Here is a 25,756-nt window from a genome sequence, read left to right on the forward strand (position 1 = left end):
ACCGTATGACCGCTTCAAGCCCGACGTATGAACGATCCGGTGACCGTGCCGCGGAACGATCCAGTGATCGTTCCGATCGATCTCCCGCCGGCCGCCCCGATCGGGCGGTGGTGCGGGACTCGCTCGCGGTCGGGCTGACCGTGGGTGTCTCCGGCGTGGCCTTCGGCGTGACCGGGACCGCCGCGCACCTGACGGTGTGGCAGACCTGCGCGCTGAGCCTGCTGGTCTTCACCGGCGCCTCGCAGTTCGCCCTGGTCGGCGCGCTGATGGCCGGGGCGGCGCCGATCGCGGCGGTGGTGGGAGCGCTCTTCCTCGGCGTGCGCAACTCCTTCTACGGGCTGCGGCTCGGTGCACGACTTGAACTGCCGCGCTGGACACGCCCGTTCGCCGCACAGACGGTCATCGACGAGACCGCTGCCGTAGCACTCGTCCAGCCCGACCGCCGCTCGGCGCGGATCGGCTTCACCGTCACCGGGGTCACCCTCTACCTGGTCTGGAACGCCACGACCCTGGCGGGCGCGGTGGGGGCGAACGCGCTCGGCGACACCTCGCGCTACGGGCTGGACGTGGCCGGGCCTGCGGTTTTCCTGGCCCTGCTGGCACCTCGGCTGCGCGAAGGCGGTGAGGAGTGCGCGGTCGGCCTGCTCGGTGCGGTGTTGGCGCTGGCGGCGGTTCCGCTGCTGCCTGCGGGCGTTCCGGTGCTGGTGGCGCTGGTCGCGGTCCCGGCGGTGGCCTGGGCACGGAGTGCGCGGGCTGGGCGAGAGCGGGCTGGGCGAGAGCGGCTCGGGGCGGAGACGGTCAGTGCTGAGAGTGCTGAGGTCGCTGAGAGCGTGCCGGGTGCACCGGCGGAGAAGGAGGACGGACGATGAACGCGACCTGGTGGGCGGTGCTCGGGACGGCCGCAGGCTGCTACGGCCTCAAGCTGCTCGGACTGTCCGTTCCCACAGGCCTGTTGGACCGGCCGACCGTCCGGCGCTTCGCCGCGCTCGCGCCGATCGCACTGCTCGCCGCCCTCACCGCGTTGCAGACGTTCAGTCAGGGCAGCCACGGACTGACCGTGGACGCCCGGGCAGCCGGTCTGGCCGCCGCCGGCTTCGCCGCGTGGCGACGTGCGCCGTTCCTGGTCGTGGTGGTCACGGCGGTCCTGGTCACGGCCGGGGTACGGGCGCTGGGCTGAAGCGCCCCTGCACCCAAGACGGCGTGCTACCGCGGTCCGATGCCCAGCCGCGCGGCGTCGCGCTCCGGTCGGACCAGCAGGGCGACCAGCACACCCGTCACGGCGACCATCGCCGCGGTGAGCAGATAGCCGGTGCGGTAGCCGGAGGCCACCTGTACGCCCGTCGTCAACTGGCCCACCACCAGCGGCGCGAGCACGCCTGCCAGCGAGTAGACGAAGGCCAGCGCCCCGAGCACGACGCCGCGTTGCCGGGGCGGGGCGATCCGGGCGCAGGCGGCCTGGGCGATCACCAGGATCACCACCGACAGCACGCAGGGCCCCACCGTCAGCGCCACCTTCGCGGCATGGGAGCCGACGACAGCGAAGGCGGCCAGCGAGAGGCCCGCGACCACCGCGGCCCCGCCCGCCCACGGGGCGAGCCGGGCGATGCTGCCGCCCGCCCGCCGCGCACGCTGGGCGGCGACGCCGAAGGCGAGCAGGACCAGCGTCGAGGTGAGTCCGGCGCCCATGGTGACCAGGCCCGCCTGGTCGGTCGTCATGCCGAGCACTGTGCGCAGGTAGTCCGCGCCCCAGGTCAGGCTCGACGTGGTCTGCCAGTAGGCGGCGAAGGCCGCCAGGGCGGAGGCGGTCCAGGTCCCGGTCAGCAGGATCCGGCGGAGGGGGACGTGCGGGGTGTCGGCGGAGGCCGCATCGGGGGCGGCGGCCGTCGTGACCGCTGCGTCGCGGATCTGTTCCGGACCCTCCAGCCCGAACCGGTACCAGAGCGCCGCCCAGGCCAGACCCGCGATGGCCACCACGCCGAAGCCCCAGCGCCAGCCGGCGTGGGTGATCACGGTCGTCAGCACGGGCGCGGCGATCGCCACCCCCGCCCCCGAACCGAGCGCCAGCACCGATGTCGGCAGGGTGCGGTCCCGGTCCGAGAACCAGGTGTAGAGGCTGTGCGTCGCGACCGGGAAGGCGGGCCCCTCGGCGGCTCCGAGCAGCACCCGGGTGCCGACCAGGACACCGAAGCCCGCCCCGCCGACCAGCATGGGAAGTTGCGCCGCCGACCACAGCACCGCCATCACCAGCAGCAGCCTGGTCGTGCTGACCCGCCGCGTCAGCGCCGAGACGCCCAGCGCCGCCAGGCTGAACAGCGCGAAGAACGCCGCCGCGGCCCGTCCGTACTGGGCGTGGGTGATGTGCAGGTCCTGCATCATCGGCGTCGCGGCCAGGCCGAGCACCGTCTTGTCCGCGAAGTTGATCAGCATGAAGGCCAGCAGCAGCCAGGTCGCCCGCCATGCCCCGGCGGTCGCCGGGCCGCCTGCCCAGCCGGTGCCCGGAGCGGCCGTCGGCGTGCCCGCCCCACCCGAGGAGACAGTGGTCACAGGCGAACCTCCGGGACGGTGGGGAGACCGCACGGCGAATGTGCTGCGTCAGCGGACTCGGGGTGGTGATCCAGGAGTCTGCGGTGCGCGCCCTGCCTCGGACAACGGAGCGCGTCACAAAGGCAGTCGACGGATACTGTGATCCGTCACAACCACAGCGCCATGGCGACAGGAGGTGCGGATGGAGCGCGACCTGGACGACCGGGACGACCGGCGCGACCGGGACGTCGTCGTGGCCGCTGCCCTGTCGGAGCAGGCCCGCGCCCTTGCCACGCGCTGCGAGTCGCGGGTCAACGAGCTCGCGCGCCGGATCACCGGAGCGGACTTCGCCGTCTTCTCCGCGTACCGGGACCTGCCGGAGGACATGAAGCACACCGAGATGGCCGCCACCGTCCGGCACGGCCTCCGGCTCTTCTTCACCGTCGTCAGGGAGGGGCGTGCCGGGCTGCCCGAGGAGTTCCGGCTCTTCCGCGAACGCGCCGCCCAGCGCGCGGAGGAGGGGATGCCGCTCCAACTGCTGCTCCGTATCCACCTGGTGAGCCTGCACGCGCTCTTCGCCGCGCTGCGCGAGGAGGCCGGGCCGGAGGAGGAGACCGCCCTGGTGGAGCTGGCCGACCTGCTGCTCCGCACCCAGTCCCGGTTGATCGGCGCGGTCGCGGAGACCTACCTCGACGAGCAGTCGGCGCTGTCGGCGGAGCGGCGGGAGTCGCGGCGCACGCTGGCTCGCGCTCTGCTGGCCGGATTCCCGGTGCTGCCCGGCCGGATCGAGGAGAACGGACTGGCACGCGGCGCGCTCGTCGTGGCCTTCGGCTCACGCGCGACCGGCGGGTCTTCGTCCGAGGCGTCCCAGGCGGCCCGGTCTGCCCGGTCTGCCCAGGCGGCAGAGTCGTCCGAGTGGACCGAGGCGTCGCGGTCGATCGCGCTCGGGCGGCGGATGCGGCGCGTCCACGGTGTGCTGGAACGGACCTTCGGGCCCGAGGTGCTGGCTGTCGTCGAGGCCGAGGGCGGCCACGTGCTCGTCCCGCGTGAGCAGGCGGCGGGCGGGCTGCCCGTGGGGTTGGGCGAGCGGATCGGCGAGGCCTGGGGGGCCGACGTGTGGGTGGCCACGACCGTCGCCGAGGACCCCGCACAGATCGCCGCCGCCGGGCGGACCGCCGCCGAGGTGCTCCGCCTGGTCCGCGCGCTCGGCCGGAGGCCCGGCCACTACCGGCTGGACGACGTGCTGTTGGAGTACCACCTGTCCCGGGGCGACGAGAGCAGTGCCGCGCTGGCCGGCCTGCTCGACCCGTTGGCCGACCGCCCGGACCTGCTGGAGACGCTCCGCGTCTACCTCGCCCTGCAGCAGGATCGGCGGGGCACGGCGCGCGAGCTCGGACTGCATCCGAACACGGTCGACAACCGGCTGGCCCGCGCGGGTGAGTTGACCGGGGTCGACGTCACCTCCCCGCGCGGTTACGCGGTGATGCTGACGGCGTTCACGCTGCACGACCTGCGCCAGCCCGAGCCCGGCTGAGCCCGGCTGCCCCTTCGGTCGGCCCTCTCGGTCGGCCCCGCTCGGGCCGGGGGCTGTGACGGATACTGGGCGCATGCGTCTGACCGAGTTCTGGAAGAGGATGTACGCCCACTTCGGTGAGGCCTATGCGGAGAGCTTCGCCACCGATCACGTGATGAGCGGACTCGGTGGCCGCACGGTCCGCGAGGCGCTGGACGCGGGCTGGGAAGCCAAGGACGTGTGGCGGGTCGTCTGCGCGTCGATGGGGGTGCCGGCGTCCCGGCAGTAGGGCGCGGGGCGCAGCACCACGGAATAACGAGTCGTGGGGCGGCGGTTGCGGACCGTACAGGCGATCGGGCACCGCAGCCGTCGCCGATCCGCACGGCCGTCCCGATCGCTCCGCGCTCAGGGCGCGCCCCGACCGACGGAGTCGTCCGTGTCCCGTTCGTTCCTCTTCCTTCTCGCCAGCGCCCGGCCCGGTGGTAACACCGAACTGCTCGCCCGCCGCGCGGCGGAGCAACTGCCGTCCGGGACCGAGCAGCGCTGGCTGGACCTGGCCGAACTGCGCCTGCCGGACTTCCTGGACACCCGGCACGCCGACGAGGGCTGGCCGGAGCAGCAGCACGAGGAGTTGTTGCGGCAGGCCACGCTCTCCGCGACGGACGTGGTGATCGTCTCGCCGCTGTACTGGTACTCGCTCTCCGCCTATGCCAAGCGCTACCTCGACTACTGGTCCCGGTGGTTGAGCACGCCGGAGCCCGACTTCAAGGACCGGATGGCCGGTCGCACGCTGTGGGGCGTGACCGCGCTGGCCCATCGTGAGGAGGACGTCGCCCAGCCGCTGGTGCTGACCCTCAACCACAGTGCGGCCTACATGGGGATGCGCTTCGGCGGCGTCCTGCTCGGCAACGGCAGCCGCCCGGGGCAGGTGCTGAACGACGAGCGGGCGATGGTCCGCGCCAAGACCTTCTTCGCGCAGGAGGCGCCGTCGGCGCGCTTCCCCTACGAGACCGACGAGCAGGTCGCGTGACCGAACCGTCGACCAGTCGTTCTAGTAGGAGAGAGGACGACGCCGAGGACGCAGGCGGGGACGGTGGCAGGTCAGGGGCGGGCGGCGAGGTGGAGTGCGAGAATCGAACGCACGTTCCCTATAGTTCCCTATACTGAAATTCGGCACGTTATCCACAGGCTGCTGCTCGCGGAGGGCTGTTTGTCAGTGGTGCGCGCTAGCGTCTTCGGTGATGAAGCGTTCAGCACAGACCCCCAAGGTGGCACCCATGGCAGCGAACGACCGCGAGCGGGCTCTCGAGACAGCCCTCGCCCAGATCGAGCGACAGTTCGGCAAGGGCTCCGTGATGCGTCTCGGCGACGAGGCGAGGGCTCCGATCGAGGTGATCCCCACGGGTTCGATCGCGCTCGACGTGGCCCTCGGGGTCGGCGGTCTGCCGCGCGGTCGTGTGGTCGAGGTCTACGGCCCGGAGTCCAGCGGTAAGACCACGCTCACCCTGCACGCCGTGGCCAACGCGCAGAAGGCCGGCGGCATCGTCGCCTTCGTCGACGCCGAGCACGCGCTCGACCCGGAGTACGCCAAGAAGCTCGGCGTCGACACCGATGCCCTGCTGGTCTCCCAGCCCGACACGGGTGAGCAGGCGCTGGAGATCACGGACATGCTGATCCGCTCCGGCGCGGTCGACCTCATCGTCATCGACTCGGTGGCCGCCCTGGTGCCGCGCGCCGAGATCGAGGGTGAGATGGGTGACTCGCACGTCGGTCTCCAGGCCCGACTGATGAGCCAGGCGCTGCGCAAGATCACCGGTGCGCTCAACCAGACCAAGTGCACCGCGATCTTCATCAACCAGCTCCGCGAGAAGGTCGGCGTGATGTTCGGCTCGCCGGAGACCACGACCGGTGGCCGCGCGCTGAAGTTCTACGCCTCGGTCCGTCTCGACATCCGCCGGATCGAGACCCTCAAGGACGGCACGGAGGCGGTCGGCAACCGCACCCGCGTCAAGGTCGTCAAGAACAAGGTCGCCTCGCCGTTCAAGCAGGCCGAGTTCGACATCATCTACGGCCAGGGCATCAGCCGCGAGGGCAGCCTGGTCGACATGGGCGTCGAGCACGGCTTCGTCCGCAAGTCCGGCGCCTGGTACACCTACGAGGGCGACCAGCTCGGCCAGGGCAAGGAGAACGCCCGCAACTTCCTGCGGGACAACCCGGACCTCGCCGACGAGATCGAGAAGAAGATCAAGGAGAAGCTGGGCGTCGGCCCGAAGCTCGACAATGCCGAGGCCGCCGCGCCCGTCGTTGCCGAGGCTGCTGCTCCGGCCGCCGCCAAGACACCGGCTGCCCGAGGCTCCAAGGCGAAGGCCGCTGCCGAGGCGGTCCCGGCGAAGGCTGCCACCGCCGCTGAGGCGGTCCCGGCGAAGGCTGCCACCGCCGCTGAGGCGGTCCCGGTGGAGGCCAAGGCCTGAGCCCGGTGATCAGCGACAGCGACTGGGGGCCGCGCGACTGGTGTGCCAACGGCATCGGTGGCGAGGAGCAGCAGGAGAACCTTGCGGGTCCGGATTCAGTTCCGGCCCCGGAGCCTGCGCCCTTTGCCACCGAGCCGCCACCGGCGTCCGCCTCGGTGACGCGCGCGCGTACCGACGGACGCGGGGGACGCAGCGGGCGTGGCGAGCGTGGTGGGCGCAAGCGGCGCGAACGCCGCGAGGACGATGAGGGGAACGAGTCGCGCGCGGAGGTCGCTGATCCCGCCGCGCGGGCACGGGACATCTGTCTCCGGCTGCTCACCGGTTCCGCGCGCACCCGGCGGCAGCTGGCGGATGCGCTGCGGCGTAAGGAGATCCCGGACGAGGTGGCCGAGGAGGTCCTCGACCGCCTGGAACAGGTCGGACTGATCGACGACGCAGCCTATGCCGAGGCATGGGTGGAACAACGGCAGCGCCATCGAGGCCTGGCCCGACGGGCGTTGGCCAACGAGCTGCGGGCCAAGGGTGTGGCGGGCGACGTGGTGCAGCGCGCCGTCGCCCAGGTCGAACCGGAGGACGAGGAGGCGGCGGCCCGACGCCTGGTGGAGCGCAAGCTTCGCTCGACCGCCGGGTTGGACCGTCAGGTCCGGTTGCGCCGCCTGGCAGGAATGTTGGCCCGACGCGGCTACCCGGAAGGACTTGCCCTGCGCGTGGTCCGCTCGGCGCTCGACGAGGAGGAATCGTACGACGCGGAGCTGCTCGACGAGGAGTCGTTCGACCTGGATTCGACGGATTGATCCGCCCAACTTCCTGATACCCCAACGGTCGTGGCTCTGCGAAGCATTTGCCCGACGAGGTCCGGAATGGTCGCCATCTTGACCGTTTCGTAACACCCACCTAGCCTCGCCATGAGCGATGAGGGGCCTCTGCTCACCTCGCACCGAGATCGCACCGTGATCGCGGCGTGCTCCCGCGCCCGGACGGGAGGGCCGATGGATCTGGCACTGGGCACCACGGACGCGGTTCCGCTGCTCTCGCTGTCGCTCGGGTTGATCCTGGTGCTGGTCGCCGGTCTGGCAGTACGTCAACTGCTGTGCGGTGCACGGGAACGGGCCGCTGAGCTGGAGCGCAGGGAGCAGCGCAGCGCCGAGCGGGAGGTCCGGCTCGACGCCGAGCAGCGCCGCCTGCACGAGCGTGAGCGGGAGGCGGCCCAGGCCGCGGTCGAACTGGCGGTCCGTGCCGAGGAGCTGGGCGCGGAGCGACGCCGGACGTTGGAGCGCACCGCCGGGCTCAGCGTGGCGGAGGCTCGTGCCGAGCTGATCCACACGATCGAGCAGCAGGCCAAGCGCGAGGCCGTGCTGACGGTCCGTGAGATCGAGCGTCAGGCGCGCGCCGAGGGGGAGGCCCGGGCTAGGGAGATCGTCGCCTCGGCGGTGCAGCGTGTCGCGGCGCGCCAGACGGCGGATTCGGTGGCGACCACTCTCCAGTTGCCGAACGAGGAGATGAAGGGCCGGATCATCGGCCGTGAAGGCCGCAACATCCGCTCCTTCGAGGCGGTGACCGGCGTCAATCTGGTGATCGACGACACCCCGGAGTCGGTGCTGCTCTCCTGCTTCGACCCGGTGCGACGCGAGGTGGCCCGGCTGACGATGGAGGAGCTGATCGCCGACGGCCGGATCCACCCGCAGCGGATCGAGGACGCGCACGAGCGCAACCAGCTGCAGGTGGAGCGGCTCTGCGCGGTCGCCGCACAGGACGCCGTCACCGAGGTGGGCGTGGACGAGCTCCACCCCGAACTGCTGCGCCTGCTGGGGCGGTTGCGCTACCGGACCTCCTACGGTCAGAACGTGCTGGGCCACCTGGTCGAGTCCGCGCACATCGCCGGGATGATGGCGGCGGAGCTGCAGGTCGACCCGGCCCTGGTCAAGCGCTGCACGCTGCTGCACGACATAGGGAAGGCAGTCACCGTCGCACAGCCGCCGGGCGGCACTGTCGGCAGCGTGGGCGGCGTCGGCGGGGCAGCTGTGACCGAGGGCAGCCACGCCATGATCGGCGCCGAACTCGTGCGTCGTTACGGGGAGTCGGAAGAGGTGGTGCACGCCGTCGCGGCGCACCACAACGAGGTCGACCCGCAGACGATCGAGGCGGTGCTGACCCAGGCCGCGGACGCCTGCTCCGGGGGCCGTCCGGGCGCGCGGCGCGAGTCGGTGGAGCTGCACGCACGCCGGATGGAGAAACTGGAGCAGATCGCCCGCCGCCACGAGGGTGTGACCAAGGTCTACGCGATGCAGGCCGGGCGCGAGGTGCGGGTGATGGTCCTCCCGGAGACGGTGGACGACATTCAGGCGCAGGTCATCGCCAAGGATGTGGCCCGCGAGATCGAGGCGGAGCTGACCTACCCGGGCCAGATCCGGATCACGGTGATCCGTGAGAGCAGGGCCACCAGCTTCGCGCGGTGACCGGCGTGATCTCCGCGCGGTGACCGGTATGACCGCCCGCAGCTGAGCCCCGCCCCGTCCGCGCGCCGGGTGGTGGTGCGTCAGGCCAGGTCGCTCGGGTCGGTGTTGGCGCCGCAGAGGACAACGGCGATCTTCTCGCCGCAGGCGGGGGTGTGCACGCCACTGGTGAGTGCCGCCAGCGCAGCCGCGGCGGCGTGCTCAACCGCAAGCCGGTGGGCGGACCAGAGCGATCGTCGCGCGGCGACGATGTCGGCGTCGCTGACCAGGACGCTCGACACATAGGGCCGGGTGGCGAGCTCGAAGGCCGTCCGGGAGACCCGGCGTGCGCCGAGCGCGTCTGCGGCGACGGAGTCGACGGTGACGTCGACCGGGCCGCCGGCCTCGACCGACGCGTTGAGGGCCCGGCAGTTCTCCGGCTCGACCGCGAGGACGCGCATCCCGCGGTCGGCCGCCGCGGCAGCAGCAGCGGCGGTTCCGGCGAAGAGGCCGCCTCCGCCGACGGAGACGACGACGGTGTCGACATCGGGGACGGCCGCGAGAAGTTCCCGGGTCAGCGTGCCCGCGCCCGCCGCGATCAGCGGGTTGTCGTAGGCGTGGGAGAGCAGTGCGCCCGTCTTCTCGGCGTGCTCGACCGACGCGGCCAGCGCCTCGGCGTACTCGGTGCCGACCTGACGCACCTCCGCGCCGTACTCGTGCAGCTTGGCGACCTTGACCGCAGGCGCGGTGACCGGCACGAAGACGGTCGCCCGGGTCCCGGTGGCCCGCGCCGCCCAGGCGCAGGCCAGGCCCGCGTTGCCGCCGGAGGCGATGGTGATGCCCGCCTCCGGCATGGTGCCCGCGTCACGGTGGAAGGCGGCGAGGTTGGCCGCGCCACGGGCCTTGAAGGTGCCGGTGTACTGCAGGAACTCCAGCGCCAGCAACACCGTCGCGTCGGAGCCGGGTGGGCAGAAGGCGCCGGGCGCCGCCTCGGCCAGCGCGAGCGGGCGCACCTGCCCGGCGATGCGCTCCGCTGCCGCGTCGATGTCGGCGGGTCCGATCAGGGCGGTGGGAGTGCTGGTCACCCCCGGCACGCTACACGTCGGCATGCGGCACGTCCCGCGCTCACGCATCCGCCTGTTACGCGTCCGCCGGTCCGGCGTCCGCCGGTCCGGCGTCCGCCAGTTCAGCGTCCGCCGGTCCGGCGCCCGCCGGTTGCGGGCTCGGGGCGATCACCGGGAGTCCGGCGGCGGCCCAGGCCTGGAAGCCGCCGACCAGGTCGGTGGCGCGGTGCAGACCGAGCGCGTGCAGGGAGCGGGCGGCGAGGGACGAGGCGTAGCCCTCGTTGCAGACCACGACGACCAGACGGTCGTGATCATGCCGCACCTCCGGTGCGCGGTAGGCGCAGAGGGGGTCGAGTCGCCATTCGAGCTCGTTGCGTTCGACGACGAGCGCGCCCGGGATCAGGCCGTCCCGGTCCCGCAGGGCGGCGTAGCGGATGTCGACGAGCAGCGCGTCCTGCTGCGCTGCGGCATCGGCGGCCTGATGCGGGGTCAGACGGTGGAGATGGTCCCGTTCCTGCTCCAGGAGGGCGTCGATGCCCAGGGGTGCGTCCGGCGTGCTCACCAGTCCGTCCTCCCCTCGACCCGCGCCAGTCGCAGGACGTCGCCTGCCCGAGCGTAGCGGCGCAGCTCAGGCAGCGGCGGGTAGTAGCAGTGCACCGAGACGGCGTGCCGGTCGGTGGCGGGGTTGATCACCTGGTGGACGTGGTGGGGGCCGAAGGAGCGCCCGGCCCCGGGGCCCAGGGTGCGCTGTCGGTCGACGCCGTCCTCCAGCTCCAGGCTGCGCCAGCCGACGGTCGGCAGCGGCATCACCAGGGAGAGTTCACTGAGTCGGCCGCTGGCGGTGACGAAGGCCCCGCTCGAGCCGCCGTGGTCGTGCCAACCGGTCTCGGACCCCGGTGGCCAGCCGATGACCCACGCCTCGCTGCCGCCCGGTCCGTCCAGGCGGACCCAGGTCCGCTCGGTCGGATGGAGCGTCAGGCGGGCGGTGACGGCCGGATCGGCGGCGGCCGTCCGCGCGAAGGCGAGCAGGTCGGTGAGGGTCGGGAGCGTCGCGGGCGGGGATGCAGGCGGTGACACGGGTGGTGATACGGGCGGTGATACGGGCGCGAGGGAGTCGTGCATGTGGCGTCCTCGAAGGCGTCAGTGGTGAACGAACCGGTCAACGGGCCAGTGGGCACAGCGAAGCAGAGCCGTTGCGCTGCCGGACCTGCCGGATATGCCGGACATGCTGGACGTGCCGGACCTGCCGGACGTGCGGACGGACGTGAGGGAACGCACAGCAACGCGAAGTGACGACAGCACGTCGTCCGTGCGTTCAGCGAAACATCAGGCCATGTCGCGGCACGCGGGGTGCGCGGGGCTCTGTGAAGGGCCGTCCATGACGACGGTGGGAGAGGGGGAGCGTGCTTCTCCGGCCGGGCGTCAGGTCAGCCCGGGATACAGGACAGGCGGGGGCACCGGACGTCGTCCGGTCGTGCGCTGCGGACAGCCCACCCGCTCATGATCCTCATGTCGCGAGTAGAGCACGGGGCTGAGCGACGGTCAAGGACGACCCGCGCTCAGTCGCTCACGCGCAGGAGCGCGCGCGGCTCCACCCGCGCCACCGGAGCCGCCCTGGTCACCGGACTCACCCGCGTCGTCGGCGTCCGCCGTGCCCCCGTGCGGGGCGGGGAGGTCGGCCGGGCCGCTGCGGGCGCGGTCGGCCAGGTCGTAGAGCTCCTCGGGACGGCAGCCGTGCAGGGCGGCAACCAGGTGGCCGTCCGGACGGATCAGCAGCACGGTGTGCGGAGCGGCGCCCGGATAGGCCTCGGTGACCAGCAGTTCGGCCGGCAGCGGCAGGGCTTCGGTCGCCTCGGTCAGCTGCGGCATCAGACCTGCGCCGAGCCAGTGCTCGCTGGCCCACACCCCCGTACCGGGGGCCACCAGCACCACCAGGAAGCCGCGTCCGAGCCGCGCCCGCAGCCGGTCCTTGGCGCCGTCGGCGGTGACCACCGTGAAGTCGGGGACCAGCACGCCAGGGCTGGTCGGGGCGAGCGCGGGCGTCAGCGCGGGACGGGAGCGCTGCGGGTAGGCGGGCGCGCCGCCGAGCCGACCGGTGCCGAGGGTGCCGTCGGAGAGCAGCGGCGCGTTGCGGCGCAGCGAGCCGGACAGGAGGCTGCGTCGCGCTTCGAGCAGCGGCGTGCTCGGCTGGAGCAGCGGCATGGCCTGGTCGACCGCGCGGAGCCGGGCGATCACCGCCCCGCGCCGCTCCTGCTGGTAGCTGGTGAGCAACTCCTCGGGCGCGCAGCCGTGCCAGACCAGGCCCAGCTTCCACGCGAGGTTGTCGGCGTCGCGCAGCCCCTCGTCGAGATTCTGCATGCCCAGCGCGCCCAGCACATGGGCGGCGTCTCCGGCCAGGAAGACCCGGCCGACCTGGAAGCGGGTCGACAGGCGCTGCTGGACCACGTAGTCGGCGGTGGAGATCAGTTCGTAGGACGGCACGGCGCCGCCGTTCCAGGCCGAGAGGCTGGCGCGCAGCTGCTCGATCAGCTGGTCGGGGGTGAGCGCGGGGGCGCGGGTCGGCAGCCGCCAGTCGAGCCGCCACACCCCGTCGGGGAGGGGGCGCGCGGTCACCTCGCGTGCTCCCGGCCCACCCGGGCCGCGCGGGGGATCGCGGTGCAGCTGCGCCTCGCCCGGGAACGGAAGGTCGGCGCGGACGGTGGCCAGCGCGTAGTGGTCGGCGGCGGCCCTGCCGGGGAAGCGCAGTCCGAGCCGCTTGCGGACCGTCGAGCGGGGGCCGTCGCAGCCGACCAGGTGGCTGCCGCGCAGCCAGGTCTGCTCGGTGTGGACGCTGACCGAGTCCGCGTCGTGTTCCAGCTCCAACACGGCGGACTCGGTGATCAGTTGCACCAGTGGGGTGGCCGAGACGGCGTCGCGCAGGCCGCGCAGCAGCCGGTGGTGCGCCAGGTGCAGCACGTCGTCCTGCTGCAACGGGACGGTCAGCAGTTCGCGGTTGCGGCGCAGCGTCCGCCAGGCGGTCCAGCCCCGCCCGTCCGCGACCACCCGCGTGTACCCGATCCGTTGCAGGAAGCCGACCGTGTCGGCCCGCAGCACCGTCGACCTGGACCCCTCCGGACAGACCCCGCTGCCCTCGTCGACGACGATGCTCGGCACCTGGTGCCGGGCGAGGGCGAGCGCCATCGCGAGGCCGACAGGACCGGCACCGGCGATGATCACAGGGTCGGATCCGGAATGGGCGGGGCCAGTCATAGAAGGAAATGCACCAGATCAGCTGCTACCCCGTCAAGCAGCGTCGGGCGTACGCCGGTTCACTTCACACGCATGCGCGATGATGTTCGATTCCTGGGCCCGTCCGCCGACCCGCCGCGGCGGCCCTCACCAGCACTCGGCGGCACCGCTCAGCGGCCCCCTCGGCGGCCGGCTCGGCGGCACGGCTCAGCGACGCAGCAGGCGGGAGACGAAGTCGCGGGCGCGGGAGGTGCGCGGGGCTGAGAAGAACTCGGCCGGGGGAGCGGACTCGACGATGCGTCCGGCGTTCATGAAGAGGACCCGGTCGGCGGTGTCGTGGGCGAGGTCCGGCTCCTCGGTGACGATCAGCAGGGCCAGCCCGTCGTCCGCCAGTTCGCGGGTGAGCTCCCTGGTCAGGTCGTGCAGGGCCGGGGTCGGCTCGTCGACCAGCAACACCTTGGGGTCGAGGGCCAGAGCCCGGGCCAGCGCGACGCGGGTGCGGCAGCTCTCGCTCAGCCCGGCCCGGACCAGCGGGGCGGCGCCGGCGGCCCCCACCCGGTCCAACTCGGCGAGGGCGCGGCGCTCCGCCTCCTGCGGGGTGACGCCGCGGGCGCGGACCTGGGCCCGGGTCAGCTCGCCCAGCACGGTGCGACGAAGCGCCGGAGGGCAGCGCGGCAGGAGGCGCGGGCCGCGCACCCACGGGTCGGGGAAGGGAACCAGTCCGATGTCCGCCTGGACCGCGCGGAGCGCACTCCCACGTGCGGGCAGCGGCGTGCCGTCCAGCAGGATCACCCCGGAGTCGATGGGCTCGGTCCCGTGGATGGCCCGGCACAGCGTGGTCTTCCCGGCGCCCGGCGGGCCGACCAGCGCGACCACCTCGCCCGGCTGGAGATCCAGGTCGACCGCGTCCAGCGCCTGGACGATGCCGTGGCGCTTGCTGACGCCTCGCACGCTCAGCAGCCCGGACTGCTGCGCCGCGGCGGGGGCCATCGTCGACCGACTCCTTCTTCGCTGGTCCAGGTGGCGCAGTCGAGCGGTGAGCCGTGCTGCGAGGGTGGCGTCGGCGGGTGTCCGGCTCGTCCGGGTACGGACCGACAGGTCGACTCTACGGTGGGCGGAGGACCGCCAGTGCACATCTGAGGGGGATTTGAGGATCTTGGACCCACCCTGACCTGGTCCCGCCCCGGCTCGACCCCCGCGCCGACCCGGTCCCGACCCCGCGCCGACCCGGTCCGGTCCGGCCCCATGCCGACCCCGGTCCGGCCCCGGTCCTCGCCTCGGTGCGGCTCCGGCCGCCGGTCCGGCGTGATCATCGCAGCTCGGTAACGGTCTCCGCGCGTCCGCCTCTGCCCCTTGACCCGAGGCCGTCATCTGGGAGTGGATGCGTCACACGAGACGTGAACGAGAAATGGACCACAATCGGAATCCGGAGGATTGACCCGATGCGCCTGCTCCTCGTCGAGGACGACGAGCACGTGGCCGCCGCACTGGTCACGGTGCTCGGCAAGCACGGTTTTGAAGTGCGCCATGCCCGTTCGGGCAACGAGGCGCTGGACGCGCTGGTGCCGGACGGTCGTCCGCCGTTCCGGGTGGTGCTGCTGGACCTCGGGCTGCCCGACCGCGACGGCTTCGAGGTCTGCGACCAGATCCGGCGGCGCTGCGGCATCCCGGTGATCATGGTCACCGCCCGGTCCGAGGTCAGGGACCGGATCCACGGCCTCAACATCGGTGCCGACGACTACATCGTCAAGCCCTACGACATGGGGGAGTTGCTCGCCCGGATCCACGCCGTGGCGCGGCGCGACAGCGCCGCCCGTCCGGCGTCCGCAACGCCGCAGTCCCCGGCCGAGGACCCGATCGCGATGCTTCGCCGGGCCTTCGGCCTGGAGCTGGACCAGGCCGCACGGCGCGCGGTGGTGCGCGGCGAGGACGTCGCGCTCACGCGCAAGGAGTACGAGCTGCTGACGCTGCTCGCGCAGAGCCCCGGTGTCGTCTTCCGGCGTGAGCAGATCATCAGCGAGGTGTGGCACAGCAGTTGGGACGGGACCGCCAGGTCGCTGGAGGTCCATGTCGCGTCGCTGCGGCGCAAGCTCGGCCTGCCCGGGCTGATCGAGACGGTGCGCGGCATCGGCTACAAGCTGGCCGTGCCCACGCACCTCGTCCGCGACTGAGGCGGCAGCCGCTCCATGCGTACCCGTCTGCTCGGCATCCTGCTCGCCCTGCTCGTCGCGGTGCTGGCCGCCCTCGGCGTGCCGCTCGCGGTGAGCGAGGCGCAGGGCGAGCAGCAACTGGTGGTGGTCGACCGGATCGACGACGCCGCCCGCTTCGCCGCGCTGGCCCAGAACCCCTTCGGCCAGGCCGGAACCCCGACCGCCGAGGAGCAGCAGCGCGAACTCGACTCCGAGCTGCGCCGCTACCACGACGTCTACGGCGTCGCGGCCGGGGTCTTCGACCTCAACGGGCGTGCCGTGCACGCCTATCCGACCACCTGGCAGAACGCCGCGACCGGCCTCTCCGCCGACCCGTTCCGCGAGGCGCTGGACGGCCGCCGCAGCCACGACCCGGCCCAGGCGTGGCCCTGGGAGGGCGCCGGCGCCCAACTGGTCATCGCCTCACCGGTGGTCTGGGACGGCGACGTGGTGGCGGTGATCGTCACCGAGTCGCCGACGGACGCGCTGCGGGCGCGGATCCTCACCGGCTGGCTCTGGCTGATCGGCGGCGAGGCGCTGGCCATCCTCTTCGCGGTCGGCGCGGCCGTCGCGCTGACCCGTTGGGTGCTGCGACCGGTCCACGACCTGGACACGGTCACCCACGACATCGCCACGGGGCGTCTCGCCTCCCGCGTCGCGCCCGCCGGAGGGCCGCCCGAACTGCGGCGGCTGGCGCGGGCGTTCAACGAGATGGCGGACCACGTCGAGGAGGTGCTCGACCAACAGCGGGCCTTCGTCGCGGACGCCTCGCACCAACTGCGCAATCCGCTGGCCGCGCTGATGCTCCGGGTCGAGGCGCTCGGCATGGAACTGCCCGAGGGCCACGAGGCCGAGCTGACCGGGGTCCGCGTCGAGGGCCGCCGACTGGCCCAGGTGCTGGACGACCTGCTGGGCCTGGCCCGCGCCGAGAACGCGGGCCCGGTCGTCGCACCGACGGACGTCTGCGCCCTGGTGGCCGAGCGCGTGGGAGGCTGGCACGCGCTGGCGCACGAGCGCGGCGTGCGCCTGGAGTGGACGCCCCCGCTCGCGCCGCTTGCCGCGCTGGCCGATCCGGTCGGTCTGGGCAGCGCGCTGGACGCGGTGCTGGACAACGCGCTCAAGTTCACGCCGCGGGGCGAGGCGGTCCGGGTCCGGGTCACGGCGCTCGACGGGGCCGGGACGGCCGCTGCCGGCAGACCGGACGGCGTGGTGGTGCGCGTCAGCGACTCCGGGCCGGGCCTGGACGAGGAGGAGCTCGCCCGGATCGGCGACCGGTTCTGGCGCAGCCCACGGCACCAGAACGTCGACGGCTCCGGCCTCGGCCTCTCGATCGCCCGCGCCCTGCTGGCCGCCAACGGCGGTGCATTGGGCTTCGAGCCGCACCACCCGCGCGGCCTGACGGTCATGTTGACCCTCCCGGGCGCGGAGGCCGGTCCTGGTCCCGGCCCCGGTCCCGGCCACTGACCGCCGATCACCGGTCGCCGATCACGTCAGGAGCATTGACCGCGCCATCAAGCACTGACACATTGACCGCTGAGAAAGATCGCTGGGAACGTGCCTCGCCGCCCCGTACGAGGAGGGTCATGATCCAAGGCGCCCGGGAGCATCGCGTCGTCACCGACGACGGCGTGGAGCTGGCCGTCGTCGAGGCGGGTGATCCGGTCCGACCGACTCTCTGGTTCCTGCACGGGTTCCCCGACTGCCGTGAGGTCTGGGAACCGGTCATGGCGCGGCTCGCCGCCGACTACCACGTCGTCGCCTACGACGCCCGGGGCGCCGGTCGCTCCTCCGCGCCGCCGCCGAGACGCCGTCACTACGCGCTCGCGCGGCTGGAGGAGGACTTCCTGACCGTCCTCGACGAACTCGCCCCCTACGGACCGGTCCACCTGATCGGCCACGGCTGGGGTTCGGCGCAGGGCTGGGAGTTCGCCACCTCGCCCCGGCTCCAGGGCGGACTGGCCTCCTTCACCAGCATCTCCGGCCCCTGCCTGGACCACGCCGCGCTCTGGGCCCGCGACCGGCTGCGGCACCCCACGCCCGCCAACCTGTGGGCCCTCGCCGAGCAGGGCGCCTGGCTCTACCGCGCGAACCTGTACTCCCGGGCGCCGGAGCCCCTGGAGGACCGCGTCGCGCACGTCCCGGTGCAGGTGGTCCTGCCCGAACACGACCCGTACCTCTCCTCGCGGCTCTACCAGGACATCGATCGGTGGACCCCGGTGCTGCACCGCCGCACGGTCGACGCGGTCGGGCCGGGCGACCGGCTGCCGCTCACCCGGCCCGGACAGGTCGCCGGATGGGTCGCCGAATTCGTCGACCAGGTCCGGGTGGGTAGCATCCCGTCGGTCAAGCGCGTAGATCACGTGAAGGAAGCGCGCGCGAGCTGAGCTCGGCTCACCACCGGAGAGAGGCTGCGGGCACTGTGGAGGAAGACGCCATCGACACCATGGACGCCATGGGCAAGGCGCCCCGGTCGCGCGACGAGTACCTGATCGACGACCTGGCCCAGGCGGCCGGCACCACGGTGCGCAACGTCCGGGCCTACCAGGACCGCGGCCTGCTGCCCCGCGCCGACCGACGCGGCCGGGCGAACGTCTACGACGCCTCTCACCTGGAGCGGCTGCAGCTGATCGCCGGGCTGCTCGACCGCGGCCACACCCTGGCCGGGATCAAGGAACTCCTCGATGCCTGGGAGGACGGCAGTGGCCTCGGGGGCGTGCTCGGCCTGGTGGCGGAGGTGACCGCGCCCTGGACCGACGAGAAGCCCGGCCGGATCACCCGCGCCGAGCTGCGCGCCCGCTTCGGCGGCGTCGAGGACCCGGAGGCGATAGCCGCCGCCCTCCGCCTGGGCGTGCTGGTTCCGGAGCAGGACGCGGAGCAGGGGGCGCAGCAGGGCGCGGATCCGGCCGCTGAAGTCGGTCACGACGATGCTGTGGAGGGGTGTCCGGCCGAGGCCTACCGCGTGCCCAGCCCGGCCGAGCTGGAGGTCGCGGCCCAGCTGTACGACCTCGGCGTGCCGCTCGCCGCGAGCGTCGCGCACCTGGAGGAGCTGCGCCGCGACATCGGCCATCTCGCCCGCCGCTTCGTCCAGTTCAGCGCGGTCGAGGTCTTCTCCCGCTACGTCGGGGCGACCCCGCTCACCGACGCGGACGCGGCCCGTGCCGCCGAGGCCGTCCGCCGCCTGCGCCCGCTCGCCCAGGCCGCGGTCGACGCCGAACTGGCGCGCGCGATGCGCACCGAGGCGACCGTCCTGCTGGAGGCCTCCGTCAACTTCCTGCCCTCCGGCCTTGGCGAGGCCCTCGCCAAGGAACTGTGACGGCATTCCGCTCAGCGCTCAGGGCCTGACCGAGACACTCAGGGCCTGACCCAGACGCTCAGGGCTTGACCGAGACGTAGTACCGGCGGGCGCCGTCGGCCAGCGGCAGCGGGTCGGTGTAGATGGCCGAGCGGATGTCCACCAGCTGGGCGGCGTGGACCTGTTGGCCGATGCTGTCGCGGCTGTTCATGATCACTTCGGTGATTCGTTCCACCAGCGCGTCGGGCACGTCGGCCCGGGTGACCATCAGGTTGGCCACCGCCAGGGTGGAGACCGGGGTGTCCGGCAGGCTGCCCGGATAGGCCGAGGTCGGGATGGTCGAGGTGCGGTAGATCTGGATGTCGTCCGTGCCCCCGTCCTGCTTCTGCGCGAGCGCGTCCATCTGGGCGGCCAGGCCGCCCAGCGGCACCAGGCGGACGTGGTCCCGCCGCATCAGGTCGGTGACGCCGCCGGTCGGCAGACCGCCGGACCAGAAGAACGCGTCGATCCGGTGCTGCTCCAGCGCGGCGGGCGCGTCCTCGATACCGAGCGGCACGGAGGTCAGGTCGCGTCCCGGCGTGAGTCCGGATACCGCGAGGATCCGGCGGGCGATCAACTCGACGCCGCTGTCCGCCTGACCGGTCCCGACCCGGTGACCGCGCAGGTCGGCCACCCGGTGGATCGGCGAGTCTGTCGGGACGACCAACTGCACGTAGTCGTCGTAGAGTTCGCCCAGCGCGCGCAGCTGCGACTTGCCGGGGCCCGAGTAGTTCGACACCGCGTCGGCCGTGGCGATGCCGAAGTCGTCCTGGCCGGAGATGATCCGGGAGAGGTTCTCCGGCCCGCCCGCGGTCGGGTCCAGCTTCAGGTCGACACCGGGCAGTTCCTTGTGGACGGCGGAGTCGAGCAGCGTGCCGTAGAGGGCGTAGACGCCGGACTGCGTACCCGTCGCCATCCGGTAGGTGCCGGTCGGATACCCGGGCCCTCCACTGGCCCCCAGCCACAGCCCGAGGCCGACCGCGCAGACGACCACCACGGCCAGCGGGAGGCGCAGTCGGCGCAGCAGGGTCAGGGACATGCCGGGATCCTGCCAGCCACGAGCCCCCGGGCCAAGGGCCTGTTCGCGCTTCGGACGCGTGCCGAGTGCGGACCGGACGCGCGCCGAACGCCGACCGAGCGCGGATCCCGCCCGGATCTGGCGGGTTTCCACTGCCCGTACCCTTGGGTGCGTGGGTACCGCAGAAGCTTCCGCTGACACTTCCAAGACGTACGACATCCGCACCTACGGATGCCAGATGAACGTCCACGACTCCGAGCGCCTCTCCGGTCTGCTGGAGGACGCCGGTTACGTCCGGGCCGCCGAGGGCGGCGACGCGGACGTGGTCGTGTTCAACACCTGTGCCGTGCGCGAGAACGCGGACAACCGCCTCTACGGCAACCTGGGCCGGCTCGCCTCGGTGAAGTCCGGGCGTCCGGGCATGCAGATCGCCGTCGGCGGTTGCCTGGCGCAGAAGGACCGGGAGACCATCGTCAAGAAGGCGCCCTGGGTCGACGTCGTCTTCGGTACCCACAACATCGGCCACCTCCCCGCGCTGCTGGAGCGCGCGCGGGTCCAGGAGGAGGCCCAGGTCGAGATCCTGGAGTCGCTGGAGGTCTTCCCCTCCACGCTGCCCACCCGACGCGAGTCCGCCTACGCCGCGTGGGTCTCGATCTCGGTCGGCTGCAACAACACCTGCACCTTCTGCATCGTCCCGGCCCTGCGCGGCAAGGAGAAGGACCGCCGCAGCGGCGAGATCCTGGGCGAGGTCGAGGCGCTGGTGAACGAGGGCGTCGTCGAGGTCACCCTGCTCGGCCAGAACGTGAACGCCTACGGCTCCGATATCGGCGACCGCCAGGCCTTCGGCAAGCTGCTGCGCGCCTGCGGCGAGATCGAGGGCCTGGAGCGGGTCCGTTTCACCTCCCCGCACCCGAAGGACTTCACCGACGACGTCATCGCCGCCATGGCCGAGACGCCGAACGTGATGCACCAGCTGCACATGCCGCTGCAGTCCGGGTCCGACGACGTGCTGCGCGCGATGCGCCGCTCGTACCGGCAGGAGCGCTACCTCGGCATCATCGAGCGGGTGCGGGCCGCCATGCCGGACGCGGCGATCACCACCGACATCATCGTCGGCTTCCCCGGCGAGACCGAGGAGGACTTCGAGCAGACGCTGGAGGTCGTCCGCCAGGCCCGCTTCGCGCAGGCCTTCACCTTCCAGTACTCCAAGCGCCCGGGGACTCCGGCGGCGGAGATGGAGAACCAGGTTCCCAAGGCCGTCGTCCAGGCCCGCTACGAGCGGCTGGTCGAGCTGCAGGAGCAGATCTCCTGGGAGGAGAACAAGAAGCAGGTCGGCCGGACGCTGGAGGTCCTGGTCGCCGAGGGCGAGGGCCGCAAGGACGGGGCCACCGCGCGCCTGTCCGGGCGTGCGCCCGACAACCGGCTGGTGCACTTCGTCCCGAGCTTGCGAGGGACCAACGACCAGCACAGCACGCGTCCCGAGGAGCCGGTCCGTCCCGGCACTGTGCTGTCCGACGCCGGGCTCGCTGTGCGACCCGGCGACGTCGTCACCGTCGAGATCACCTACGCCGCGCCCCACCACCTGTTGGCCGAGGGTCCGGCCCTCGCCGTCCGCCGCACCCGCGCCGGTGACGCGTGGGAGCGCCGCCAGGCGGCTCCCGCGGAGGCGGCGAAGCCCGTCGGCGTGATGCTGGGCCTCCCGACGATCGGCGCTCCCGCGCCGCTCCCGGTGGCGGAGGCCAAGGGCTGCGCCTGCTGACCGCCCGCTGAGAGGGGCGGGGCACCACCTGAGCCCCGTGCCCCTGAGCAGCTGCCTGGTTCCTCGCCTGCAGATACCCGCAGATCCCCGCCCCCGGCCTGTGCAACTTCTGCGGGTAGGGTCTTGAGGCATGTTGGTTGCCGCTGCCGTCTGCCCCTGCCCGCCGTTGCTCGTGCCTGAGGTCGCTGTGGGGGCCGCGCCGGAGCTGGACGGCCTGCGGGCCGCCTGCGACGAGGCACTGACCGCGCTGCTCGCGGCAGCGCCGTCGCGGATCTGGGTGGTGGGGCCGGGCGCCGAGCACCGAATGTTCGATCACGGTGGAGTCGGCGGCTTCCGGAGCTTCGGTGTGGACGTCACGATGGGCCTGGGCGAGGGCGAGGCGTCCGAGACGCTCCCGGCGTCGCTCGCCGTGGGTGCCTGGCTGCTGGAACGGGCCGGTTGGGACGGTCCCGCCTTCGGGCTCGCCGTCCCCGACTATCTGGAGCAGACGCTCTGCCGCGAGAACGGCCTGGAGCTGGCCCGTTCCGCCGAACGGGTGGGTGTGCTGGTCCTGGGCGAAGGCAGTGCCCGCCGGACCCTCAAGGCCCCCGGCTACCTGGACGAGCGGGCCGAGCCCTTCGACAAGGCCGTCGCCGCGGGGCTGGCCGAGGGCGAACTGCCGTCGCTCGACTCCGAGCTGGCCTTCGAGCTGATGGTGTCCGGGCGTGCGCCCTGGCAGGTGCTGAGCGGTGCGGCGGAGGGCTCTGCCATCTCCGCCGCCCGACTGCTCTTCGACGACGCGCCGTACGGCGTCGGCTACTTCGTCGCTTCCTGGGTCTGAGGTCGCCTCCCGCGTCTCAGTTGATCAGGGCTTCTCTCCGGTGATCAGGGGTTGGTCCCCCCGGTCTCGCCAGTCTCGCTGGTCTGGCCGGCTGAGCCGGTGTCGCCGGGCCGGCCCGTCTGTCCGGGTTCGGCGGGCTTCTCCGTGGCCTCCCCCGGGATGGTGTCCTTCGCGCCGCCGAACTTGTTGACGGCGTCCTTGGCCTTGTCCCTGCCCTGGTGGATCTGGGAGTGGTACTTGCCCTTGGTTGCCTTGTCGGCCATGTCGCCGACCTTGTCGAGGCCTGCACCGATCTGCGACTTGTGGCTGCCCGCGTACTCAGTGGCCTTCTTGGAGGCCTGGTCCAGCGCGCCCTTCAGGGAATCCGTGAGGCCCATGACCGCTCCGTTTCGTGTGCCGGGCCGCCTGACCCGGGTCGCCAAATCGGGCATACAGCCCATCCATGTCCATATGGTATTTCCGGTGCGGGGATTTGCCAGACTAGGGGGGTGACCAGTCCTTCGTCCCCTTCTCCTGTCGCGGCTCCGCGCGTCATCGCGGTCGTCGGTGCGACGGCCGTCGGAAAGTCCGACCTCGGCGTCGCCCTCGCCCACAAGCTGGGCGGCGAGGTGGTGAACACCGACTCCATGCAGCTCTACCGGGGCATGGACATCGGCACCGCGAAGCTCACCATGGCCGAGCGCGAGGGCGTGCCGCACCACCTGCTGGACATCTGGGACGTCACCGAGGCCGCGAGCGTCGCCGAGTACCAGCGGCTCGCCCGCGCCTCCATCGACGAGCTGCTCGCCCAGGGCCGCACGCCCGTCCTGGTCGGCGGCTCCGGCCTGTACGTGCGCGCCGCCATCGACGAACTCGACTTCCCGGGCACCGACCCGGAGGTCCGCGCCCGCCTGGAGGCGGAGCTTACGACGGAGGGTCCGGGCGTGTTGCACGCCCGCCTCGCCGCCGTCGACCCGGAGGCCGCGCGGGTGATCCTGCCGAGCAACGGCCGCCGGATCGTCCGGGCCCTGGAGGTCGTCGAGATCACCGGTCTGCCCTTCACTGCCAATCTGCCCGGCCACGAGTCCGTCTACGACGCCGTGCAGATCGGCGTCCGGCTGCCGCGCCCCGAGTTGGACGAGCGGATCGCGCTCCGGGTCGACCGGATGTGGCAGGACGGGCTGTTGGACGAGGTCGGGACGCTGGCCCGGCAGGGCCTCCGGGACGGCCGCACTGCCTCGCGCGCGCTCGGCTACCAGCAGGCGTTGGCCCAGATCGACGGCGAGTACGGGGAGGCCGCGGCCCGTGCGGAGACGGTCCGGGCGACCCGGCGCTTCGCACGGCGTCAGGAGTCGTGGTTCCGACGGGATCCACGCGTGAACTGGCTCGACCGCGACACCGCCGCGCCGCTGGACGACCTCCTGGAACAGGCACTCGCGCTGCTCTGAGGGTGGTTGCCGAATGGCCCCCGAACGGGTGTTGAACGGTTGCCGAACGACGACGCCGGAAGGTGGCGTCGGACCTCGGTGGGAGCCGTGCGCCGGGTGTGTGCGGCGCGTGCGCCGGGTGGTGCGCGGGCGTTGTCGAGTGACCGGAGCGGCGCTTTTCAGGCGGTTTTCGCACGTCTGTAGCCATGTCCGAGACACCCGGTCACGACCTGATCACGTCATGGCCACGGATCACCGCGAAGGCCCTTGCCGGGCGTCGCCGCAGGCGGTCGTCGTGCCATCATCGAGCATCGAGAGCATCGGTGGTCCGGTGGAGCGCAACTCCCCGGCGACAAGCGCAGGGGAGGCCGCGTGTCCATGGATACCGGCCCCGACACGCACCGACTCCCCGACGATCCCTTCGAGCCCGAGGATCACGACGCGGTGTCCGCAGGTGAGTTTTCCGCACGGGAACTGACGCCTCTTCCGTTCCTGCCCGAGCAGGACGAGGAGGCGCTGCACCGTCGCGAGCTGCGCCCGGCGGGCCGGCTCCGGGTCTGGCAGATCTTCCCGATCGTGGCGCTGGCGATACTGGGCTCACTGATGTTCGCCTTCCCGCTCGCCTTCGAGGGCGGCGGTGGTACGGGCGACTCCGGCGGCAGCCTGGTCGGCATGCTCGGTCTGCTGCTGACCGCGGCGTCCGCGGGGTGGGGCGCGATGGCCGCGCGTCGCGCGGGCTACAGCTGGCCGGGCCTCCCGCGCCAGGGCTCCGGCCGCAAGGCGGGCTGGCGCCCGTTGCTCGCCTACACGGCCACCGCGCTCGTCCTCCTGGCACTGGGCCTCTGGCGCGTGGCGCACCTGCACGGGTAGGCACCAAGGCCGGCGGGTAGTGCAACGTCTCGCCTGCGGTGCTGGATCTTCAGGCCCGTACCATGGATGCCGTGAACGACACGGTGAAGGGCATCCGCTTTCTCAAGGGCCACGGGACCGAGAACGACTTCGTCATCCTCCCCGACCCCGACGGCCTGCTTGCGCTCACTGCCCCGCAGGTGGCGCGGTTGTGCGATCGGCGGGCGGGGATCGGCGCGGACGGCGTGCTGCGCGTCGTGCGGTCCGCCGCGCACCCCGAGGCGGAGCGCTACGCCGCTGACGCCGAGTGGTTCATGGACTACCGGAACTCCGACGGCAGCATCGCCGAGATGTGCGGGAACGGCGTCCGCGTCTTCGCGCGCTACCTCGTGCTGGCCGGGCTCTGCGCGCAGGGGGACCTCGCCGTGGCGACCCGTGGCGGGATCAAGCGGGTGCACGTCGCCGAGAGCGGGGACGTCACCGTGCGGATGGGCAAGGCCGCACTGCCCGGGCCGGAGACGGGGATCGAGGTGGCCGTCGGCACGCACCGCTGGCCCGCGCGGAACGTGAACATGGGCAACCCGCACGCGGTCGCCTTCGTCGAGGACCTCGCCGACGCGGGCAGCCTCTACGACGCACCCGAGGTGACCCCGGCCGCCGCCTATCCCGAGGGCGTGAACGTCGAGTTCGTCGTGGACCGCGCGCCGCGCCACGTCGCGCTGCGGGTGCACGAGCGCGGGTCGAGGGAGACCCGCTCCTGCGGGACGGGCGCGTGCGCCGTCATGGTCGCCACCGCGCGGCGCGACGGCGTCGACCCGGCGGTGACCGGTGAGCCGGTCACGTACACCGTGGACGTGCCGGGCGGACGCCTGGTGATCACCGAGCGGCCCGACGGCGAGGTCGAGATGACCGGCCCAGCCGTCGTCCTCGCGGAGGGCGAGCTCGACGCCTCCTGGCTCGACGCGTAGGGCGGTCTGGTCCGGCGGCTGTCGGTTGCTTCACGTGCCGAAAAATCGAAACTTTTATGCATGCCCCGTGGGAATCGGTTCAAATCCCCCGAACGGGTGATCAAGGTGACGTTGGGAACACGAGGCGTCGCGGTGTGTGTTGCACTCGCTAGCATGGACCATCGGAGCTGCGGCCTGCTCCGGTG

Annotated in this window: 24 protein-coding genes and 1 pseudogene; 17 read left to right on the forward strand and 8 right to left on the reverse strand. The window is 72.5% G+C overall.

Annotated features, from left to right (window positions below):
• Window positions 1-5 precede the first annotated feature (5 nt).
• Both ABH940_RS28145 and ABH940_RS28150 read left to right on the forward strand, forming a co-directional pair.
• Complete coding sequence (locus tag ABH940_RS28145) at window positions 6-869, forward strand: AzlC family ABC transporter permease (protein ID WP_370071437.1); 864 nt, start codon at window positions 6-8, stop codon at window positions 867-869.
• Window positions 866-1,177: an AzlD domain-containing protein gene (locus ABH940_RS28150; protein ID WP_370071438.1), complete on the forward strand. Its 312-nt coding sequence runs from the start codon at window positions 866-868 to the stop codon at window positions 1,175-1,177. The genes ABH940_RS28145 and ABH940_RS28150 overlap by 4 nt, the downstream gene beginning before the upstream one ends.
• A 26-nt stretch (window positions 1,178-1,203) precedes the next feature.
• On the opposite strand, the gene ABH940_RS28155 is transcribed toward ABH940_RS28150, so the two are convergent.
• Window positions 1,204-2,544: an MFS transporter gene (locus ABH940_RS28155; RefSeq protein WP_370071439.1), complete on the reverse strand. Its 1,341-nt coding sequence runs from the start codon at window positions 2,542-2,544 to the stop codon at window positions 1,204-1,206.
• A 181-nt stretch (window positions 2,545-2,725) separates the two neighbouring features.
• Here ABH940_RS28155 and ABH940_RS28160 point away from each other — a divergent pair, with 181 nt between their 5' ends.
• The 6 genes from ABH940_RS28160 (at window position 2,726) to rny (ending at window position 8,963) form a co-directional block, all read left to right on the forward strand.
• Complete coding sequence (locus ABH940_RS28160) at window positions 2,726-4,057, forward strand: PucR family transcriptional regulator (RefSeq protein WP_370106548.1); 1,332 nt, start codon at window positions 2,726-2,728, stop codon at window positions 4,055-4,057.
• A gap of 73 nt (window positions 4,058-4,130) precedes the next feature.
• The gene (locus ABH940_RS28165) at window positions 4,131-4,325 is read left to right on the forward strand and encodes a DUF3046 domain-containing protein (protein ID WP_196198640.1); all 195 of its coding nucleotides are present in this window, start codon (window positions 4,131-4,133) and stop codon (window positions 4,323-4,325) included.
• A gap of 147 nt (window positions 4,326-4,472) precedes the next feature.
• Window positions 4,473-5,066, forward strand: coding sequence for a flavodoxin family protein (locus ABH940_RS28170; RefSeq protein WP_370071441.1), 594 nt, complete (start codon window positions 4,473-4,475; stop codon window positions 5,064-5,066).
• Window positions 5,067-5,313: 247 nt separating this feature from the next.
• On the forward strand, window positions 5,314-6,507 hold the full coding sequence (recA, locus tag ABH940_RS28175) for a recombinase RecA (protein WP_370071442.1): 1,194 nt from the start codon (window positions 5,314-5,316) through the stop codon (window positions 6,505-6,507).
• Window positions 6,508-6,512: 5 nt separating this feature from the next.
• Complete coding sequence (locus ABH940_RS28180; RefSeq protein WP_370106549.1) at window positions 6,513-7,301, forward strand: regulatory protein RecX; 789 nt, start codon at window positions 6,513-6,515, stop codon at window positions 7,299-7,301.
• A gap of 195 nt (window positions 7,302-7,496) precedes the next feature.
• The gene (gene rny / locus ABH940_RS28185) at window positions 7,497-8,963 is read left to right on the forward strand and encodes a ribonuclease Y (protein WP_370071444.1); all 1,467 of its coding nucleotides are present in this window, start codon (window positions 7,497-7,499) and stop codon (window positions 8,961-8,963) included.
• 80 nt (window positions 8,964-9,043) lie between these two features.
• On the opposite strand, the gene ABH940_RS28190 is transcribed toward rny, so the two are convergent.
• The 5 genes and pseudogenes from ABH940_RS28190 to ABH940_RS28210 all read right to left on the reverse strand — a co-directional run bounded on the left by ABH940_RS28190 (window position 9,044) and on the right by ABH940_RS28210 (window position 14,221).
• Complete coding sequence (locus ABH940_RS28190; RefSeq protein WP_370106550.1) at window positions 9,044-10,048, reverse strand: serine/threonine dehydratase; 1,005 nt, start codon at window positions 10,046-10,048, stop codon at window positions 9,044-9,046.
• Between the two features lie 118 nt (window positions 10,049-10,166).
• A pseudogene (locus ABH940_RS28195) lies at window positions 10,167-10,568 on the reverse strand (rhodanese-like domain-containing protein); the annotation flags it as partial.
• On the reverse strand, window positions 10,562-11,125 hold the full coding sequence (locus ABH940_RS28200; protein ID WP_370071446.1) for a cysteine dioxygenase: 564 nt from the start codon (window positions 11,123-11,125) through the stop codon (window positions 10,562-10,564). The pseudogene ABH940_RS28195 and the gene ABH940_RS28200, both read right to left, overlap by 7 nt.
• A 420-nt stretch (window positions 11,126-11,545) precedes the next feature.
• Window positions 11,546-13,252 carry an FAD-dependent monooxygenase gene (locus ABH940_RS28205; protein WP_370071447.1) on the reverse strand — a complete coding sequence of 569 codons (1,707 nt, stop codon included), beginning with the start codon at window positions 13,250-13,252 and terminating at the stop codon, window positions 11,546-11,548.
• Between the two features lie 186 nt (window positions 13,253-13,438).
• The gene (locus ABH940_RS28210; RefSeq protein ID WP_370106551.1) at window positions 13,439-14,221 is read right to left on the reverse strand and encodes an ATP-binding cassette domain-containing protein; all 783 of its coding nucleotides are present in this window, start codon (window positions 14,219-14,221) and stop codon (window positions 13,439-13,441) included.
• A gap of 452 nt (window positions 14,222-14,673) precedes the next feature.
• Between ABH940_RS28210 and ABH940_RS28215 the strand changes: the two genes are divergently transcribed.
• The 4 genes from ABH940_RS28215 to ABH940_RS28230 all read left to right on the forward strand — a co-directional run bounded on the left by ABH940_RS28215 (window position 14,674) and on the right by ABH940_RS28230 (window position 18,733).
• A complete protein-coding gene (locus ABH940_RS28215; RefSeq protein ID WP_370071449.1) occupies window positions 14,674-15,402 on the forward strand; it encodes a response regulator transcription factor in 729 nt (242 codons plus the stop codon).
• Between the two features lie 15 nt (window positions 15,403-15,417).
• Complete coding sequence (locus ABH940_RS28220; RefSeq protein WP_370106552.1) at window positions 15,418-16,884, forward strand: sensor histidine kinase; 1,467 nt, start codon at window positions 15,418-15,420, stop codon at window positions 16,882-16,884.
• Between the two features lie 119 nt (window positions 16,885-17,003).
• On the forward strand, window positions 17,004-17,804 hold the full coding sequence (locus ABH940_RS28225; protein WP_370106553.1) for an alpha/beta fold hydrolase: 801 nt from the start codon (window positions 17,004-17,006) through the stop codon (window positions 17,802-17,804).
• Window positions 17,805-17,872: 68 nt separating this feature from the next.
• Window positions 17,873-18,733 (forward strand): MerR family transcriptional regulator, encoded by an 861-nt coding sequence (locus tag ABH940_RS28230; RefSeq protein WP_370106563.1) that lies wholly within the window; start codon window positions 17,873-17,875, stop codon window positions 18,731-18,733.
• A 58-nt stretch (window positions 18,734-18,791) separates the two neighbouring features.
• Here ABH940_RS28230 and ABH940_RS28235 read toward each other — a convergent pair whose 3' ends face one another.
• Window positions 18,792-19,790: a TAXI family TRAP transporter solute-binding subunit gene (locus ABH940_RS28235; protein ID WP_370071452.1), complete on the reverse strand. Its 999-nt coding sequence runs from the start codon at window positions 19,788-19,790 to the stop codon at window positions 18,792-18,794.
• Between the two features lie 151 nt (window positions 19,791-19,941).
• Here ABH940_RS28235 and miaB point away from each other — a divergent pair, with 151 nt between their 5' ends.
• Window positions 19,942-21,528, forward strand: a complete 1,587-nt coding sequence (miaB, locus tag ABH940_RS28240) for a tRNA (N6-isopentenyl adenosine(37)-C2)-methylthiotransferase MiaB (RefSeq protein ID WP_370106554.1) — start codon at window positions 19,942-19,944, stop codon at window positions 21,526-21,528.
• A 130-nt stretch (window positions 21,529-21,658) separates the two neighbouring features.
• A complete protein-coding gene (locus ABH940_RS28245; protein WP_370106555.1) occupies window positions 21,659-22,348 on the forward strand; it encodes a class III extradiol dioxygenase subunit B-like domain-containing protein in 690 nt (229 codons plus the stop codon).
• 44 nt (window positions 22,349-22,392) lie between these two features.
• Here ABH940_RS28245 and ABH940_RS28250 read toward each other — a convergent pair whose 3' ends face one another.
• On the reverse strand, window positions 22,393-22,725 hold the full coding sequence (locus tag ABH940_RS28250) for an antitoxin (protein ID WP_370071455.1): 333 nt from the start codon (window positions 22,723-22,725) through the stop codon (window positions 22,393-22,395).
• A gap of 111 nt (window positions 22,726-22,836) precedes the next feature.
• Between ABH940_RS28250 and miaA the strand changes: the two genes are divergently transcribed.
• The 3 genes from miaA to dapF all read left to right on the forward strand — a co-directional run bounded on the left by miaA (window position 22,837) and on the right by dapF (window position 25,571).
• Window positions 22,837-23,775, forward strand: a complete 939-nt coding sequence (gene miaA, locus ABH940_RS28255) for a tRNA (adenosine(37)-N6)-dimethylallyltransferase MiaA (protein ID WP_370106556.1) — start codon at window positions 22,837-22,839, stop codon at window positions 23,773-23,775.
• A gap of 357 nt (window positions 23,776-24,132) precedes the next feature.
• Window positions 24,133-24,624: a hypothetical protein gene (locus ABH940_RS28260; protein WP_370071491.1), complete on the forward strand. Its 492-nt coding sequence runs from the start codon at window positions 24,133-24,135 to the stop codon at window positions 24,622-24,624.
• 71 nt (window positions 24,625-24,695) lie between these two features.
• A complete protein-coding gene (dapF, locus tag ABH940_RS28265) occupies window positions 24,696-25,571 on the forward strand; it encodes a diaminopimelate epimerase (protein ID WP_370071457.1) in 876 nt (291 codons plus the stop codon).
• Window positions 25,572-25,756 lie beyond the last annotated feature (185 nt).

This window comes from Streptacidiphilus sp. BW17 (assembly GCF_041262485.1).
Taxonomy (GTDB): Bacteria; Actinomycetota; Actinomycetes; order Streptomycetales; family Streptomycetaceae; genus Streptacidiphilus.

Excerpts from the sequence above, each read along its gene's own strand:
- ABH940_RS28145 (WP_370071437.1), top strand. The coding sequence starts at position 6 with ATGACCGCTTCAAGCCCGACGTATGAACGATCCGGTGACCGTGCCGCG.
- ABH940_RS28150 (WP_370071438.1), top strand. The coding sequence starts at position 866 with ATGAACGCGACCTGGTGGGCGGTGCTCGGGACGGCCGCAGGCTGCTAC.
- ABH940_RS28160 (WP_370106548.1), top strand. The coding sequence starts at position 2,726 with ATGGAGCGCGACCTGGACGACCGGGACGACCGGCGCGACCGGGACGTC.
- ABH940_RS28165 (WP_196198640.1), top strand. The coding sequence starts at position 4,131 with ATGCGTCTGACCGAGTTCTGGAAGAGGATGTACGCCCACTTCGGTGAG.
- recA (WP_370071442.1), top strand. The coding sequence starts at position 5,314 with ATGGCAGCGAACGACCGCGAGCGGGCTCTCGAGACAGCCCTCGCCCAG.
- rny (WP_370071444.1), top strand. The coding sequence starts at position 7,497 with ATGGATCTGGCACTGGGCACCACGGACGCGGTTCCGCTGCTCTCGCTG.
- ABH940_RS28190 (WP_370106550.1), bottom strand. The coding sequence starts at position 10,048 with ATGCCGACGTGTAGCGTGCCGGGGGTGACCAGCACTCCCACCGCCCTG.
- ABH940_RS28200 (WP_370071446.1), bottom strand. The coding sequence starts at position 11,125 with ATGCACGACTCCCTCGCGCCCGTATCACCGCCCGTATCACCACCCGTG.
- ABH940_RS28205 (WP_370071447.1), bottom strand. The coding sequence starts at position 13,252 with ATGACTGGCCCCGCCCATTCCGGATCCGACCCTGTGATCATCGCCGGT.
- ABH940_RS28210 (WP_370106551.1), bottom strand. The coding sequence starts at position 14,221 with ATGGCCCCCGCCGCGGCGCAGCAGTCCGGGCTGCTGAGCGTGCGAGGC.
- ABH940_RS28215 (WP_370071449.1), top strand. The coding sequence starts at position 14,674 with ATGCGCCTGCTCCTCGTCGAGGACGACGAGCACGTGGCCGCCGCACTG.
- ABH940_RS28220 (WP_370106552.1), top strand. The coding sequence starts at position 15,418 with ATGCGTACCCGTCTGCTCGGCATCCTGCTCGCCCTGCTCGTCGCGGTG.
- ABH940_RS28225 (WP_370106553.1), top strand. The coding sequence starts at position 17,004 with ATGATCCAAGGCGCCCGGGAGCATCGCGTCGTCACCGACGACGGCGTG.
- ABH940_RS28230 (WP_370106563.1), top strand. The coding sequence starts at position 17,873 with ATGGGCAAGGCGCCCCGGTCGCGCGACGAGTACCTGATCGACGACCTG.
- ABH940_RS28235 (WP_370071452.1), bottom strand. The coding sequence starts at position 19,790 with ATGTCCCTGACCCTGCTGCGCCGACTGCGCCTCCCGCTGGCCGTGGTG.
- ABH940_RS28245 (WP_370106555.1), top strand. The coding sequence starts at position 21,659 with ATGTTGGTTGCCGCTGCCGTCTGCCCCTGCCCGCCGTTGCTCGTGCCT.
- ABH940_RS28250 (WP_370071455.1), bottom strand. The coding sequence starts at position 22,725 with ATGGGCCTCACGGATTCCCTGAAGGGCGCGCTGGACCAGGCCTCCAAG.
- ABH940_RS28260 (WP_370071491.1), top strand. The coding sequence starts at position 24,133 with ATGGATACCGGCCCCGACACGCACCGACTCCCCGACGATCCCTTCGAG.